Origin of the sequence: Pseudarthrobacter sp. NamE2 (assembly GCF_005796205.1) — a bacterium.
Lineage (GTDB): Bacteria > Actinomycetota > Actinomycetes > Actinomycetales > Micrococcaceae > Arthrobacter.
Window position 1 is genome coordinate 132,852 of record NZ_VAHN01000010.1, and the last position, 15,626, is coordinate 148,477.

15 protein-coding genes and 1 riboswitch are annotated in these 15,626 nt (G+C 66.8%); of the genes, 12 read left to right on the top strand and 3 right to left on the bottom strand.

Annotated features, from left to right (window positions below):
* Nucleotides 1–76: 76 nt before the first annotated feature.
* Nucleotides 77–1,285: a signal recognition particle-docking protein FtsY gene (gene ftsY / locus FDW83_RS13180; RefSeq protein WP_138138545.1), complete on the top strand. Its 1,209-nt coding sequence runs from the start codon at nucleotides 77–79 to the stop codon at nucleotides 1,283–1,285.
* Nucleotides 1,286–1,334: 49 nt separating this feature from the next.
* On the opposite strand, the gene FDW83_RS13185 is transcribed toward ftsY, so the two are convergent.
* On the bottom strand, nucleotides 1,335–2,576 hold the full coding sequence (locus tag FDW83_RS13185; RefSeq protein WP_138138546.1) for an MFS transporter: 1,242 nt from the start codon (nucleotides 2,574–2,576) through the stop codon (nucleotides 1,335–1,337).
* Between the two features lie 226 nt (nucleotides 2,577–2,802).
* Between FDW83_RS13185 and FDW83_RS13190 the strand changes: the two genes are divergently transcribed.
* On the top strand, nucleotides 2,803–4,158 hold the full coding sequence (locus tag FDW83_RS13190) for an ammonium transporter (protein ID WP_138138547.1): 1,356 nt from the start codon (nucleotides 2,803–2,805) through the stop codon (nucleotides 4,156–4,158).
* Nucleotides 4,155–4,493, top strand: coding sequence for a P-II family nitrogen regulator (locus FDW83_RS13195; protein ID WP_056349123.1), 339 nt, complete (start codon nucleotides 4,155–4,157; stop codon nucleotides 4,491–4,493). Before FDW83_RS13190 ends, FDW83_RS13195 begins: the two co-directional genes overlap by 4 nt.
* A 107-nt stretch (nucleotides 4,494–4,600) precedes the next feature.
* On the opposite strand, the gene FDW83_RS13200 is transcribed toward FDW83_RS13195, so the two are convergent.
* The gene (locus tag FDW83_RS13200) at nucleotides 4,601–6,004 is read right to left on the bottom strand and encodes a glucose-6-phosphate dehydrogenase (RefSeq protein ID WP_138138548.1); all 1,404 of its coding nucleotides are present in this window, start codon (nucleotides 6,002–6,004) and stop codon (nucleotides 4,601–4,603) included.
* An 84-nt stretch (nucleotides 6,005–6,088) separates the two neighbouring features.
* Here FDW83_RS13200 and ffh point away from each other — a divergent pair, with 84 nt between their 5' ends.
* Both ffh and FDW83_RS13210 read left to right on the top strand, forming a co-directional pair.
* Nucleotides 6,089–7,672, top strand: a complete 1,584-nt coding sequence (gene ffh / locus FDW83_RS13205) for a signal recognition particle protein (protein ID WP_138138549.1) — start codon at nucleotides 6,089–6,091, stop codon at nucleotides 7,670–7,672.
* Nucleotides 7,673–7,773: 101 nt separating this feature from the next.
* Entirely contained in the window at nucleotides 7,774–8,508 is a 735-nt protein-coding gene (locus FDW83_RS13210) for an alpha/beta fold hydrolase (RefSeq protein WP_138138550.1), read from the top strand.
* A 29-nt stretch (nucleotides 8,509–8,537) separates the two neighbouring features.
* Here FDW83_RS13210 and thiC read toward each other — a convergent pair whose 3' ends face one another.
* Nucleotides 8,538–10,340 (bottom strand): phosphomethylpyrimidine synthase ThiC, encoded by a 1,803-nt coding sequence (thiC, locus tag FDW83_RS13215; RefSeq protein ID WP_138138551.1) that lies wholly within the window; start codon nucleotides 10,338–10,340, stop codon nucleotides 8,538–8,540.
* Nucleotides 10,335–10,442, bottom strand: a riboswitch (TPP riboswitch). (Overlaps the previous gene by 6 nt.)
* A 78-nt stretch (nucleotides 10,443–10,520) precedes the next feature.
* On the opposite strand from thiC, the gene FDW83_RS13220 reads away from it, so the two are divergent.
* The 7 genes from FDW83_RS13220 (at nucleotide 10,521) to trmD (ending at nucleotide 15,419) form a co-directional block, all read left to right on the top strand.
* On the top strand, nucleotides 10,521–11,603 hold the full coding sequence (locus FDW83_RS13220) for an amidohydrolase family protein (protein WP_138138552.1): 1,083 nt from the start codon (nucleotides 10,521–10,523) through the stop codon (nucleotides 11,601–11,603).
* 102 nt (nucleotides 11,604–11,705) lie between these two features.
* Entirely contained in the window at nucleotides 11,706–12,581 is an 876-nt protein-coding gene (locus FDW83_RS13225; protein WP_138138553.1) for a VOC family protein, read from the top strand.
* A gap of 91 nt (nucleotides 12,582–12,672) precedes the next feature.
* Nucleotides 12,673–13,113, top strand: coding sequence for a hypothetical protein (locus FDW83_RS13230; protein WP_138138554.1), 441 nt, complete (start codon nucleotides 12,673–12,675; stop codon nucleotides 13,111–13,113).
* A 203-nt stretch (nucleotides 13,114–13,316) separates the two neighbouring features.
* Nucleotides 13,317–13,733, top strand: coding sequence for a 30S ribosomal protein S16 (gene rpsP, locus FDW83_RS13235; protein ID WP_138138555.1), 417 nt, complete (start codon nucleotides 13,317–13,319; stop codon nucleotides 13,731–13,733).
* 1 nt (nucleotide 13,734) lies between these two features.
* Nucleotides 13,735–13,977 (top strand): RNA-binding protein, encoded by a 243-nt coding sequence (locus tag FDW83_RS13240; protein WP_138138556.1) that lies wholly within the window; start codon nucleotides 13,735–13,737, stop codon nucleotides 13,975–13,977.
* A gap of 98 nt (nucleotides 13,978–14,075) precedes the next feature.
* Nucleotides 14,076–14,624 (top strand): ribosome maturation factor RimM, encoded by a 549-nt coding sequence (rimM, locus tag FDW83_RS13245; RefSeq protein ID WP_138138557.1) that lies wholly within the window; start codon nucleotides 14,076–14,078, stop codon nucleotides 14,622–14,624.
* The gene (gene trmD, locus FDW83_RS13250; RefSeq protein WP_138138558.1) at nucleotides 14,625–15,419 is read left to right on the top strand and encodes a tRNA (guanosine(37)-N1)-methyltransferase TrmD; all 795 of its coding nucleotides are present in this window, start codon (nucleotides 14,625–14,627) and stop codon (nucleotides 15,417–15,419) included. It begins immediately after the preceding gene.
* Nucleotides 15,420–15,626 lie beyond the last annotated feature (207 nt).

Sequence of the window (15,626 nt, forward strand, 5' to 3'; positions counted from 1 at the left end):
AAACGCACCGCACCGCGACGGAACAACGGCCGCCCTGCCGGGAAAAGGGCCCGATCTGTTGTGAGAAGCTAGGGGAGTGAATGACATCCTTCCCATTATTTTGTCCATCGTTGCTGCCCTGGCGGTCATAGGCGGGCTGATTCCGGTCCTGGTCAAGACGCGGAGGAATATCACCCGGTACCCGGGTACGCGTGACGCCAACGACCCCGACATCAAGACCGGCGGCAGCACGCTGGTCGCGGACCGGCCGGCACCTGCGGTGGACCGGAAGGCGCCGGCGGACGGCGACGTCGAAGACCTGGACACCACCACTGTTCCGGATGATGCCGCCGGCCTGGAAGTCATCCCCGTCGAAACCCCGCTGCCCGTGGCCGGCCGGCTGGTGCGGCTGCGGGAACGGCTTGTCCGCTCCAACAACATCATGGGCAAGGGCCTGCTGGCCCTGCTCTCCAGCGACAAGATCGACGAAAACGTCTGGGACGAGGTGGAGGAGACGCTGCTGCTGGCGGACCTTGGCACGGAACCCACAATGCAGCTGGTGGACTCTTTGCGCGAGCGCGTCAAGGTGCTCGGCACGCGCACCCCTGACGAGGTCAAAAAGCTGCTCCGGGAAGAACTGGTCAAGCTCGTGGACCCCACGATGGACCGCAGCCTCAACGTCCAGCGGCACGCGGACAAGCCGGCCGTCATGATGGTGGTGGGCGTCAACGGCGTGGGAAAGACCACTACCGTGGGCAAGCTGGCCCGCGTGCTGGTTGCCGAGGACAAGGATGTCCTGCTGGGGGCCGCGGATACCTTCCGCGCCGCCGCCGCCGAGCAGCTGGCCACCTGGGGCCAGCGCGTTGGCGTTCCCACCGTGAAGTCGGACATTGACGGCGCCGATCCCGCGTCGGTAGCGTACGAGGCCGTCAAGGCCGGTATTGACCAGGAAGTCGACGTTGTCATGATCGATACTGCCGGCCGGCTCCAGAACAAAGTGGGCCTCATGGACGAGCTGGGCAAGGTCAAGCGCGTGGTGGAGAAGCTGGCCGAGGTGGACGAGGTCCTGCTGGTCCTGGATGCAACCACCGGCCAGAACGGGCTCAACCAGGCGCGGGTTTTCTCCGAGGTGGTCAACATCACCGGCATCGTTCTCACCAAGCTGGACGGGACGGCCAAGGGCGGCATCGTCGTGGCTATCCAAAAGACCCTGGGTGTCCCCGTGAAGCTGATCGGCCTCGGGGAGGGCGCTGACGACCTCGCCCCGTTCGAAGCCGAAGGCTTTGTTGACGCACTGCTGAACTAGGCAGGTTAAAAGCCCGGCCGGGGGCGTCCCGGCCGGGCTTTTCCGCGTCTTACGCCGTGGCGGGCCGCAAGGTCTCCCGCGTGGCCAGCCACGCACAGGCCGCCACCAGCATGATGCCCCCGGTCACGCCGAAAGCCCAGCCGAAACCCAGCCGGTCCGCGAGCACGCCGGCGAGGACGGGCCCAATGATCGCGCCGACGTCGGACGTCATCTGGTAGACCGCCAGAACCTTGCCGCCTGACCGCGCGTTGCCCACCACATCCGCGACTGCGGCCTGCTGTGCCGGACCGAACAATCCGGAGCCGACGCCGGCAAGCGCCGAGGCGGCCAGGAACCACGGCAGGTCCTGGGTGAAGCCGATGCCCCCCGTCGCCAACCCTGCCACAACAAGGCCATAGACCATCATCGGCCTGCGGCCGAGGCTGTCGGCCAGCCGCCCCGAAAACGTCAGGGCCGCAGCGTTTCCGGCGGCGAAGACAGCCAGCGCCAGGCCTGCAGCTTCCGGACCGGAACCGAACGCAACCGCCGCCAAAAGGGGAACGGTGGCCATCCGGACCCCGAAGGTCGCCCAGCCGTTGGCGAAGCTCGAGAACAATGCCGACCGGTATGCCCCCACCCTTAGAGCCTCCGCGAAGGGCATATCAGGGGCCTGCTTCTGCCGTTCCCCGGACCCCCGGCGCTCGTGGCTCAGCTGGGTCTGCACCACGACGGCGGCCACCACCAGGGCCGCGGCGTAGGCGAGGAAGGGGACCCGGAGTCCGTAGCCGGCAAGCAGTCCGCCCACGATCGGTCCGCACACGTTGCCGATCAGGAAAGCCGACGCATAGGCCCCGGAAACACGGCCACGGCTTTCCGGCGGAGCCAGCCGCACCACCAGCGCCATGGACGCAACCGTAAACATCACGGAGCCGGCGCCGCCGAGTCCGCGGAACAGCAGCAGCTGCCAGTAGTCAGCCGCGAAGGCGCAGGCCGCGGTCGACGCGGCCACGATCAGCAGCCCCGCAACGTAGACCGGACGTTCACCCAGCCGGCCGATGAGCGTCCCGCCGGCAGGCGCGAAGACCAGCCGCATGAAGGCGAAAATGGCCACAATCACGGCTGCTTCCGTGTTTCCCACTCCGAATGTGGTGGCAAACTGCGGCAATACGGGCGCAACAAGCCCGAATCCAAGCGCTATCAGGAACGCGGCGGCCAGCATCACCTTGATGTCCCGGGGCAGCTTCTCCCGCCGGGGCCGAAGGCGCGCCAGGATCCTTGCCGTGGCGCCGCTTCCGCGGGGTGGTGCTGTCATGGGCCGCAGTTCCTTGCAGAGTGGGGCATCCGTGCCCGGCGAAAGTGATGAAACACAACCGTAACAAGGCGGATATGCACCATTTACTTCCTAGAGGTTGTTGTAACAGGGCGGCAATCTAATTCCTCTCCGGGTGAAACACGCCGCGGACACACTCGTTACAGGACGCAAAACGGCGTTGGCAGGCGGAGGACTTCCGCAAGAACGAGAAGAGAGGACGTGCACCATGGAACTTACCGCAGGTCACGTATGGCTCATGGTGGCGGCAGCGCTCGTGCTGTTCATGACACCGGGCCTGGCATTTTTCTACGGCGGGATGACCCGTGCCAAGGCAGCACTGAACATGATGATGATGAGCTTCATCTCCATCGGCATGGTGGGCGTAGTCTGGGTTCTCTGGGGCGCGTCGATGAGTTCCGGCGACGGTTTCATGCAGATCGTCGGCAACCCGTTCGCCACGTTCGGCCTGGAAGGCATTGACACGCCGGACGGACTGATCAAGGTTGGCTACGCCGCCACCTTCGCCATCATCACGGTGGCCCTGATCAGCGGCGCCATCGCCGACCGCGCCAAATTCGGCGCCTGGAGCGTCTTCGTCCCGGTCTGGGTCACCCTGGTCTACTGCCCGCTGGCCTACATGGTGTGGGGCGGCGGACTGTTCGGCCCCGAAGGCGCCGTGGGACAGGCCCTCGGCCCGGCAATCGACTTCGCCGGCGGCACCGTGGTCCACATCAACGCCGGTGTTGCTGCACTGGTCCTGGTCCTGATCATCGGCAACCGCAAGGGCTTCGGCAAGGACCCGAACCACCGCCCGCACAACATCCCCTTCGTCATGCTCGGCGCTGCCATCCTGTGGTTCGGCTGGTTCGGCTTCAACGGCGGCGCAGCCACCACCGCTGAGCAGGGCGGCCTGATCTGGGTCAACACCCTCGCAGCGCCTGCCGCAGCCATGCTCGGCTGGCTGATCACCGAACGCATCCGCGACGGCCACCCCACCTCCCTCGGTGCAGCCTCCGGCGTCGTCGCCGGCCTCGTTGCCATCACTCCGGCCTGCGCCAACGTCAGCCCGGTCGGCGCCCTCGGCCTCGGCCTGGTGGCCGGCATCGCTTCCGCCCTTGCCGTCGGCCTGAAGTTCCGCTGGGGATTCGATGACTCGCTCGACGTCGTCGGCGTCCACCTCGTGTCAGGCATCATCGGCACCGTGGCCCTTGGCTTCATCGCCCTCCCCACCGACGGTGTGGGCGGCGGCCTCTTCTACGGCGGCGGCATGGCCCAGATGTGGGCACAGCTCGCAGCTGCCGGCATCGCCATCGCCTACTCCGCCATCCTGACGGCAATCATCGCCCTGGCCATCCACAAGACCATGGGCTTCCGGGTCTCGCAGGAACAGGAAACGGTGGGCGTGGACCTCAGCCTGCACGCCGAGACGGCATACGAGTTCGGGGTCGGCGGGCACGGGGGAACCTTCCAGCCGCTGCACGACGTGATCACCGGCAAGACCCAGCAGGATCCCGCTGACCGGCCCGCACCGGCTGGTCAGCAGAACGAATCAGCAACAGGCAAGGAAAGCGTGGGGGCATGAAACTGATCACCGCAATCGTCAGGCCGGAAAAGCTCGAGGCCATCCGGGAAGGACTGGAGTCATACGGCGTACAGGGCCTGACGGTCAGCGCAGCCAGCGGCTACGGCCGGCAGCGCGGCTACACCGAGGTTTACCGCGGTGCCGAGTACAACGTGGACCTCCTGCCCAAGATCCGGGTGGAGGTGCTGGCCACCGACGAGCAGGCCGATGACATCCTGGACGTCATCATCGCCAGCTCGAACACCGGCCGGGCAGGGGATGGCAAGGTCTGGACCGTGGATGTCTTCGAGGCCGTCCGGGTCCGTACCGGCGAGCGGGGAGTGGCCGCCATCTAGGGGGCTTCCGCCAGCAACAAGCAGCAGGGCGGGCGGGGAACTGGAAGGTTCCCCGCCCGCCCTGCTGCGTGCTGCTGCGGCCCTTGTCCAGCCCGCCGGGCCGCGGCTTACTTCCGGCGCGGCGTGGCGGGCCACGCTGCAGGTCCGGACGAGCCGGCGTCGTACTCCTCCAGCACGACCGCTTCCTGCTGCCATGCCGCCAGCACCGGCTCGACAATCCGCCAGCACTCTTCCGCCGTGTCGCCGCGGACGGAGAGCAGCGGATCGCCGGTGAGGACACCTTCGAGGACCTCACCGTACGGCAGGAGTTCCGAGGCGCTCAGCTGGGCTTCAAGGGTCGCCCTGCTGAGGCTGAAGATATCACCGGGACCGTTGACGTCCACGTCGAACTGAAGGGTGTCCGGCCCGAACCCGATGCGGAGCTGGTTCGGCGAATCAACCCCGGTGAAACCGGCGGGCAAATGCGGCACCGGGCGGAACGTGACAACAGCTTCCTTGCGCTTGGCGCCCAGTGCCTTGCCGGAGCGCAGGATGAAGGGGACGCCCTTCCACCGCCAGTTGTCGATCATCACCTCGATCTCGGCGAGGGTCTCCGTACCACGGCCTGCGTCCACGCCCTCTTCCCTGGCATAGTCAGGTACGGTCTTCCCTGCGACGGTTCCCGCCGTGTAGCGCGCCCTCCTGGTGGACGCCGCGAAGGGCTGGTTGACGCTGCCGGCGCGGAGGACGGCGGAGATGGCGTCACGGAGGTCGCGCTCCCGGATGGTGGCTGGAGGCTCGATGGCCAGCAGGGCCATGATGTGCAGGAGGTGGCTTTGGATCATGTCCCGGAGCGCCCCGGCGCCGTCGTAATAGCGGGCCCGCCCCTCCAGGGCGAGGTCCTCATCGAAAATGATTTCCACCTTCTCAATGTGCTGCCGGTTCCAGACGGGCTCCAGGAAGTTGTTGGCGAAGCGCAGTCCCAGGATGTTCAGCACCGTGGCCTTGCCCAGGAAGTGGTCCACCCGGTGGATGTGGTCCTCGGGGACCAGCCGCACCAGGGTCCGGTTCAGGGAACGCGCCGACTCTTCGCTGGAACCAAAGGGTTTCTCCATCACCAGGCGGGTGCCGGCCGGCACCTCTTCAGGGCGCAGGAACTCGCAGGCGAGCTGGCTGACCCGCGGCGGAAGGGCGAAGTAGACGGCCACGGGGCCTTCGAGGCTGTTCAGCAGGGCTGCGAGGGCTCCGGCTGCGGTGACATCCAGCTGGTGGTAGACCGTGTCCTTTTCCAGCGCGCTCAGCGCTTCCCGCCCTTCGGTTCCGGCGGCATCCGCGGCAGCCGCGAAAGATGTCCGGACCCGTTCGCGCCACTGTTCCGGGGTCCAGGGGTCGGACCCTGCCCCGGCCAGCCGAAGGCCTGCAGCCCGGCCCCGCGACACCAGGCGCGCCAGGCCCGGAAGGAGCAGCCGCCCGGTGAGGTCCCCAGAGGCACCGAGGATGAGCAGGGTTCTTACAGTAGTTGGGCTCGTCATTTTGCCAGCATGCCATCTGGCAGGCCCGACTTGGTACCCTAGATAGTCGAGTCCCGATCATCTCCTGAAAGAAGTGCACCGCGCGTGTTCAATTCACTCTCTGACCGGTTGACAGCAACCTTCAAGAATCTCCGCGGCAAGGGCCGCCTCACCGAGGCCGACGTCGATGCCACAGTCCGCGAGATCCGCCGCGCCCTCCTGGACGCCGACGTTGCCGTGCCCGTGGTCCGTGAATTCACCGGCCGGGTCCGGGAGCGCGCCCTTGGCGCCGAGGTTTCGGCCGCCCTGAACCCCAGCCAGCAGATCGTGAAGATCGTCAACGAGGAACTCGTGGAGATCCTCGGCGGCGAGACCCGCCGTATCCGCCTCGCCAAGAACGGCCCCACCATCATCATGCTGGCCGGCCTCCAGGGTGCCGGTAAGACCACCCTGGCCGGCAAGCTGTCCAAGTGGCTGAAGTCCCAGGGCCACAGCCCCATGCTCGTGGCCTGCGACCTGCAGCGCCCCAACGCCGTCACCCAGCTCCAGGTGGTGGGCGACCGCGCCAAGGTGCCGGTCTTCGCCCCGCATCCCGGAGCCACCTCCACCGAACTCGACCAGCCCGCCGGTGACCCCGTGGCCGTGGCCCGCGCCGGCGTCGAGGAAGCCCGCCAGAAACTCCACGACGTCGTCATCGTTGACACCGCAGGCCGCCTCGGCGTGGACGCCGACATGATGGAGCAGGCACGCCAGATCCGCCGCGCCATCGTGCCGAACGAGGTGCTGTTCGTCATCGACGCCATGATCGGCCAGGACGCCGTGAACACGGCTCTGGCCTTCGACGAGGGCGTCAACTTCACCGGCATCGTGCTCTCCAAGCTCGACGGCGACGCCCGCGGCGGTGCCGCGCTGTCCGTTGCGTCGGTCACCGGCAAGCCCGTGATGTTCGCCTCCACGGGCGAAGGTCTGGACGACTTTGAGCTGTTCCACCCGGACCGGATGGCATCGCGCATCCTGGACATGGGCGACATCCTCACCCTTATCGAACAGGCGGAAAAGGCCTGGGACAAAGACGAAGCTGCCCGGATGGCGAAGAAGTTCGCCGACCAGGAAGACTTCACCCTCGAGGATTTCCTGGCCCAGATGCAGCAGATCCGCAATATGGGCTCGATGAAGAAAATGCTCATGATGATGCCCGGCGCGCAGAACATCCGCCAGCAGCTTGAGCAGTTCGACGAGCGCGAGATCGACCGCGTGGAAGCCATCGTCCGTTCCATGACGCCGCACGAACGCCTGGCCCCCAAGATCATCAACGGCTCCCGCCGTGCCCGCATCGCCCGTGGTTCCGGCGTCCACGTGTCCGAGGTCAACGGCCTGCTGGAGCGGTTCGCGCAGGCCCAGAAGATGATGAAGAAGATGGCCCAGGGCGGCATGCCGGGAATGCCCGGGATGCCGGGGCTGCCCGGCGCCGGCGGCGGAGCGCGCAAGAACGCCAAGAACGCGCCCAAGAAGAAGGCAAAGTCGGGCAACCCGGCCAAGGCAGCCCAGGAGCGCAAGGAAGCCGAGGCCCGCCGCGCCAACGCCGCCAAGGCCCTGCCCACCGGCGCCGCATTCGGCCAGCAGTCCGGTGACTTCGATCCGTCCCAGCTGAACCTGCCCAAGGGCTTCGATAAGTTCCTCGGCAAGTAGCGGTGCCCCGACTGAGTAGCGCCAACTGTCGTTTTGAGCGGTCAAAGCGACACTTGGCGCTACCTGGTTGGACTGTCGGCGCCGTGGAATAGGGTTGGGACATGTTCAAGCAGAGGGTAGTGTTCGTGCACGGCGCCGGAAGCTTCGGCGCCGCTGCCTGGCCGCGCCAGCACGGCATGGCTCTGTCCTACGATGCCCTTTTCCTGCGCCGCTACGGCTTCGATTCCGTCGCGGAACCCGTGGAGTCCTCGTTTACCGAGGACGCCGCAATAGTGCTGCGGTCACTCGCTGATGATGGCCGCGGCGCCGCCGGCGGACACGTCGTGGCACACGCACAGGGCGCCGTGGCAGCCATGATGGCCGCCGTCGAACGCCCGGACCTCGTCTACTCCCTCACCCTCGTGGAGCCGGCCTGCCTGTCCCTTACAGCGGAGCTGCCCGCCACCGCAGCGCACATCGCGCTGATGCAGCCGCTGTTCGAACGCCGCCACCAGCTCACTGACGAAGAGTTCCAGCGCGAGTTTGTGCGGAGGGTTTACGCCACGGACCTTCAGGAACCCGCCACCGCGGAGGAAAAACGCGCCGGACGGCGCCTGCGTCTGCAGGCGCCGTCCTGGGAGGCTCCGCTGCACATCGTCCCGGGTGTCCCCACCCTGGTCCTCACGGGCGGATGGGAACCCCTCTATGAGGAGATCGCCGGCTACTTGCAGGAAACCGGGGCATGGCACCGGATCTCGCCGGGCGGACACCGGCCGCAGGACACCCCCGACGGCGACCGGGCCATCCGCTCCTTCATCGCCGAGGTCAGCAGGACCCGGCCGGCCCGGGCCTCCTAGCCACCGGGCAGGCCGCGCCGCTGCTGCCGCTACCCTCCTGCCGGGACACGGGGCTCCGGCAGGTACACCTTGGCGCCGGCCGCCATGAATTCCTTGCTCTTCTCCCGCATGCCGGACACCCGGGCTGCCTGGGCTTCCGCGGACCCGTATTCGTTTCGGATGTCCTGGCTGATCCGCATGGAGCAGAACTTGGGCCCGCACATGGAGCAGAAGTGCGCGGTTTTGGCTGGCTCGGCGGGGAGTGTCTCGTCATGGAACGCCTCGGCCGTCACGGGATCCAGGGACAAGGCGAACTGGTCGCGCCAGCGGAACTCGAACCTGGCCTTGGACAGGGCGTCGTCGCGTTCGTGCGCGCCGGGGTGGCCTTTGGCGAGGTCGGCTGCGTGTGCTGCGATCTTGTAGGTGATCACGCCGGTTTTCACATCGTCCTTGTTGGGCAGGCCCAGGTGTTCCTTTGGGGTGACGTAGCAGAGCATCGCGGTGCCGTATCTTGCGATCTCCGTGGCCCCGATGGCGGACGTAATGTGGTCGTAGCCAGGCGCAATGTCCGTGACAAGCGGGCCCAGTGTGTAGAAGGGCGCCCCCTTGCAGAGTTCCTGCTGCCGTTCCACGTTCTCCCGCACGAGGTGGAACGGGATGTGGCCTGGCCCCTCCACCATCACCTGGACGTCGTATTCCCAGGCGCGCTGCGTCAGCTCGGCGAGCGTGTCCAGCTCCGCGAACTGGGCGGCGTCGTTGGCATCCGCCGTCGCACCGGGCCGCAGGCCGTCGCCAAGTGAGAACGCGACGTCGTACTTGGCGAAGATTTCGCACAGTTCGTCGAAGTGCGTGTAGAGGAAGTTCTCCTGGTGGTGCGCCAGGCACCAGCCGGCCATGATGGAGCCGCCGCGCGAGACGATGCCGGTCACGCGGTTGGCGGTGAGGGGCACGTAGCGCAGCAGGACGCCGGCGTGGATGGTCATGTAGTCCACGCCCTGCTCGCATTGCTCGATGACGGTGTCCCGGAAGACCTCCCAACTCAATTTGTTGGCCTCGCCGTTGACCTTTTCCAGGGCCTGGTAAATGGGGACGGTGCCGATGGGGACGGGGGAGTTGCGGATGATCCACTCGCGGGTGGTGTGGATGTCGTCGCCGGTGGACAGGTCCATCACCGTGTCGGCGCCCCACTGGGTTGCCCACTGCAGCTTGTCCACCTCTTCGGCAATGGAACTGGTCACGGCGGAGTTGCCGATGTTGGCGTTGACTTTCACCAGGAATGCCTTGCCGATGATCATGGGTTCGGATTCCGGGTGGTTGATGTTGCTCGGGATGATGGCCCGGCCAGCCGCGAGCTCACTGCGGACCAGCTCGACGTCGCAGTTCTCGCGCAGCGCCACAAAGCGCATTTCCGGGGTGATGATGCCCTGCCGGGCGTAGTGCATCTGCGTCACGGTTCTACCATCGACGGCACGGCGCGGCACCGGCTGCGTGCCCTTCCACTCCGCTGAGGCGGCTCCGCGGCGGACGGCCGAGCGGCCGTCGTCGAGCAGGTTCCGCTCCCTGCCGCCGTAAGCCTCGGTGTCCCCCCGCGCCAGGATCCATTCAGACCGGAAAGGGCTAAGGCCCCGGACCGGGTCGCTGCCCGGACCGGCCGTCCGGTAAATGCGTAACGGCGCGTTGGCTTGGCCATTCGGGGACGGCTCCAGTGAAATTTCCGTCACCGGAACCCGGATGCCGTACTCCGTGTCCTCAGCGAACGCCAGGGAATGCGACTTCAGGGACTGGGTAACCGGGGCCGGGGCCGCTCCCGGCTGGTTGTGGGCAGGGCTCAGCTGTTCTTTTGGTGTACTCAATGAATACTCACTTCCTTCGCCGGCATTACCCGGACAGGTTCGACGGTCGCAGGCTGCATCAGCCCGATCTCAGCCCCTGCAAGGGCACCCGTGTGGTCAGCAACGAAGCTACCACAGCCGGTTCGGAGGGCTTTGTCACATTGGCGGTGCTAGCCTGACTCGCGGAGAAAAGGGAGTCGGATGCCGGAAATCATCGAGTTCAGCGGCCCTGTCCTGACCGGGCCGGACACGGAGCGGCAGGGCCTGTGGTCCGTGGACGGCGTGTTGACCTTCGTCCACCCCGGGCGGGCACCGGACCGTGTCCTGGCCGGCTGGGTGCTGCCAGGCCTGGTCGACGCGCACTGCCACATCGGGCTTGGCCCCGGCGGCCCGGTTGATGCCGCCACGGCGGCAGGCCAGGCCCGCGCCGACCTCGCGGCCGGAACCCTGCTGGTCCGCGACGCCGGCTCTCCGGCCGATACCCGCTGGATGCAGGGCGGTCGCGACTTCCCGGTATTGATCCGTGCCGGGCGCCATGTGGCCCGCACGCGGCGGTACCTGCGCGGCTTCGCCCACGAGGTCGAACCGGAAGACCTGGTGGAGGCGGTGCGGAAACAGGCGCGTGACGGCGACGGCTGGGTGAAGCTCGTCGGGGACTGGATCGACCGCCAGGCCGGCGACCTGGCACCTTCGTTTCCTGCCGCCGTCGTACGTGACGCCGTGTGGGCGGCGCATGACGAAGGAGCGCGGGTCACGGCGCACTGCTTCGCGGAAGACACCCTGGACCAGATGCTGGACGCAGACATTGACTGCGTTGAGCACGCCACCGGGCTGCTGCCCCGGCACATACCGCGGTTCGTGGAGCAGGATGTGCCCATCGTGCCGACGCTGATCAACATCGCCACGTTCCCGGACATCGCCGCGCAGGCACAGCCGAAATTCCCGCGGTATGCGGACCGCATGATGGCGCTGTGGGAACGGCGCCTGGAGCGGGTGGGGGAGGCCTACCACGCGGGAGTGGCAATCTACGCCGGAACAGACGCCGGCAGCGTCATCCGCCACGGCAGGATCGCTGAAGAGATCCTTGCCCTTCATTCCGCGGGACTGCCCATGACGGCTGCCCTGGACGCTGCCTGCTGGTCCGCCCGGGAATGGCTCGGGGCGCGGGGCCTGCAGGAAGGCGCGCGGGCCGACGTCGTGCTCTACCGGGAGGATCCGCGGAAGGCGCCGGATGCCGTGCGGCAACCGTCACACGTACTCCTGGCAGGACGCGAGGTTCCCTGATTCCCCAGGTGCAAAGCACTTGGAATAAATTGAACCTTCAAGTAATTTTAACTGTGACGGGCCGCGCCCATCCTCGGGCGGCCTCCAGCACAGGAGCGATCAATGTCAGCAGAACCCACCAGCCGGGATCTCCTTCCCGCCGACCTCACCATGGGCACCGTGATGCTCAAGGTCGGCGACATGAAGGTTATGGCCGACTACTACCAGCGCGCGCTGGGCCTCGAGGTGGTGGCCGAGCAGGACGGCGGGCTCTACCTGGGCCGCTTGCAGAAACCCCTGGTCCACCTTGCGCCCGCACCCGGGCTGAACCTTCCGGGCAGGGGAGAGGCGGGCCTGTTCCACACCGCACTGCTCTTCGAGGACCAGGCTTCACTTGCTGCAACCATCGCAACGGCAGCGCAGTACGAGCCCCGCTCCTTCACCGGCAGCGCCGACCACCTCGTCAGTGAGGCCTTCTACTTCAGCGATCCGGAGGGCAACGGCATCGAACTCTACTGGGACCGGCCCCGCAGCAACTGGTCATGGAACGGCGACGACGTGGTGATGGACAGCCTGGCGCTTCCGCCGCAGCGGTACCTTGAGCAGCACCTCACGGAAGAGTCCCTTGCAGGACAGCGGGACACCGCGGCCGGCGTGGGCCACGTCCACCTCCAGGTGGGTGACGTCCAGTCCGCCCGCGACTTCTATGTCGGCATCCTCGGCTTCGAGAAGACCGCCGGCTGGCACGGGCAGGCCCTCTTCGTCTCCGCCGGACGCTACCACCACCACATGGCCATGAACGTCTGGAACAGCCGCGGCGCGGGGCCCCGCAAGGACACCCTGGGCCTGGGCGAGGTCCTGATCGAGGTGCCTTCCGGGGACGACGTCAGCGCGCTCGCGGACCGCCTGAAGGCCGCCGGAGTGCCGTCCCACCACACGGGCGCGGAACTGCGGTTCCAGGATCCGTGGCGCAACAACATCCGGGTGGCAGTGCGCTGAACCGGACCCCGCCGTACTAGGCTGAAGCGGGAACGGCCGGCCGGGAGGCCTGCCCGGCCGCCGCACTTTCGACGGAAGAAAGGGACACCCGATGGGCTTTACCGAGATCTTTGTCGCCACCCATGATGCCGCCCTCAAGCGGGCCGGCCAGCTCGATGAAGGCGGCGCTGCTGCCGCGCAGGGCGCTGTCCGGATCCCGGACATCAGTGACTTTGAAGTTGAGCAGCTCGGGGATATCGCCGGGACCGCTGTCCATGCCGGCGGCGCCGACTACGAGCTGACCATGGTTGATGTCGCCAGCGATTCGCTTCTCGCCGTCCCGCCGGCCATGGTCCGCGCCCTGGCGGATCTGCTGACCTATGAAACCGAAGGCGAGGGCAACGTCCTGGACGACGTCGCCGAGCAGTGGGCGGCCCAGGAGGACATGCCTTTCGACGCCGGCCGGGCGCGGACGTATGTCCAGCAGGTGGCGGAGCTTGCCGGCAGCCTCGACGACTCCGAACGCACGGGGCTGTACGTCTGGTCCGCCTGAAATCCTGCGGCCGGACTTCCGCCGGCCTGCGCAGTGTCAAGTCGAAATCCGGACGCTGATCTGGCACAATAAACAGGTACTCGATCTGCGTGGCCCCTCTCTCCGCGTCCGGATCCTGTCCCTCGAGCCCGCAAGTACGGCCCGCCCCACGGGAGCAGAAAGCCGGGTTCACCCCCTTTTCTGAAACAGGAGTGACCACAAAAGTGGCCGTAAAGATTCGCCTTAAGCGCTTCGGCAAGATGCGCGCACCGTACTACCGCATCGTCGTCGCGGACTCACGCACCAAGCGTGACGGCCGCGCGATCGAGGAGATCGGCAAGTACCACCCCACCGAAGAGCCCTCGTACATCGAGGTCAACTCCGAGCGTGCCCAGTACTGGCTGTCCGTCGGCGCCCAGCCGTCGGAGCAGGTTGCCGCGATCCTCAAGATCACCGGTGACTGGCAGAAGTTCAAGGGCCTGCCGGGCCAGGAAGGCACCCTCAAGACCAAGTCTGAGAAGGAAGCCTTCGTTGCCCCCGAGAAGGGCTCCGTAATCATCCCGGAGGCCATCACCAAGAAGGCAGCCAAGTCCGACGAGGCTCCGGCCGACGCCGAAGCAGAGACCACCGAGGCTGAGTAGTTTGCTGGCAGACGCGCTGGAGCACCTGGTCCGCGGAATTGTTGATTCCCCGGACGACGTCCAGGTCAGCTCGAAGAGCAACCGCCGCGGGGATACCCTCGAGGTGCGTGTCCACCAGGACGACCTGGGACGGGTGATCGGCCGCCAGGGCCGCACGGCACGCGCGCTGCGCACTGTGGTGGCAGCCCTGGCAGGCGGCGAGCCGGTAAGGGTCGACGTCGTCGACACCGACCGCCGCCGCTGAGCGCACGTCAGTATCAGTCTTTTGCTCCGGCCCCTCCACCGCAAGGTGGAGGGGCCGGAGTCTTTTCCGAACAACGTCCAATCCGAACAGAGGAACTTATGCAGCTTCAGGTGGCCCGCATCGGCAAGCCCCATGGCATCCGGGGGGAAGTGACCGTCGAGGTCCTGACGGACGCTCCGGAGGACCGCTTCGTCCCGGGCACCGAGTTCGTCGTGGAACCTGCGTCCTCCGGTCCTCTGACCGTCCGCAGCGCCCGCTGGAACAAGGACATCCTGCTGCTCGGCTTTGAAGAAGTGGCGGACCGCAACCGGGCGGAGGCTTTGCGGGGGGCCCGGCTCTTCATCGAAACCGGAGACCTTGACGAGGGCGACGATGACGAAGGCTGGTACGAGCACGAACTCGTCGGGCTTGAGGCGCGCGTAAGGGATGCGGTGGTGGGCAAGGTTACCGCCCTGAACACCGCGCCCGCACAGGACCTGCTGATGGTCACCACACCTGACGGCGGGGAGATCCTGATCCCGTTCGTGGAACAGATCGTGCCCGAAGTCAACATCGAGGCCGGTTACATCCTCCTCACCCCGCCGGACGGACTTTTCGAATTGAACGCGGACGAAGCCTCCGCCCCGGAAAGCGAAGGCAGGGACTAGATGCGGATCGACGTCGTCAGCATCTTTCCCGAGTACCTGGCCCCGCTGGAACTTTCGCTGATCGGCAAGGCCCGGCAGGACGGCATCCTTGACCTGCACGTCCACGACCTCCGTGCCTTCACCAGCGACAGGCACCGCACCGTGGACGACACCCCCTACGGCGGGGGCGCAGGCATGGTGATGAAGGCCGAACCGTGGGCGCAGGCACTGGCCGCCATCTTGGATGAACGCCCGGAAGGTGCGGGCAGGCCTGTGCTGATCGTGCCGTCCCCGGCGGGGGAGCGCTTCACCCAGGCCATGGCCCACGGGCTTGCCGAAGAAAGCCACCTGGCCTTCGCCTGCGGCCGTTATGAGGGCATCGACGAGCGGGTCATCGAATGGGCAGGCGAACACTTCGACGTGCGGCCGGTCAGCCTTGGCGACTACGTCCTCAACGGCGGGGAAGTGGCCGTCCTGGCCATCGTGGAAGCCGTAGGCCGGTTGCTCCCCGGGGTGGTGGGCAACCCTGAGTCGCTGGTGGAGGAGTCCCACTCGGACGGGCTCCTGGAGTACCCCGTGTACACCAAGCCGGCGGTGTGGCGGGAACGCGAGGTACCTGCCGTGCTGCTGAGCGGCAACCACGGCAAAATCGCCCAATGGCGCCGGCACGAGCAATTCCGCCGGACCGCCACCCGCCGCCCAGACCTCCTGGAGGGGTTCGACGCCGGAAGCCTGGCACGTGCCGACCGCGCCGAACTTCAAAACCTGGGGTACGACGTCGTCGACGGCCGCCTCCGCCACCGGAGCGGGAATTAACCAATCCGTCCCGTATGGGGCATAATTAATCCTTGTGTCTGCTGGGTCCGCGCCTGCCACAGGGGGAGCGAAACCAACAGCCTGACAACCGGCCCCGTCAACAATTGAAGCGGCCGGACCACTTAGCTTTCGGCAGCGACTTCCGGCGCCTGCGCCCGGGCTTTGCAGCCGTGACCCAAAGTGAATGACCTGTGGCGTTCACCAGGA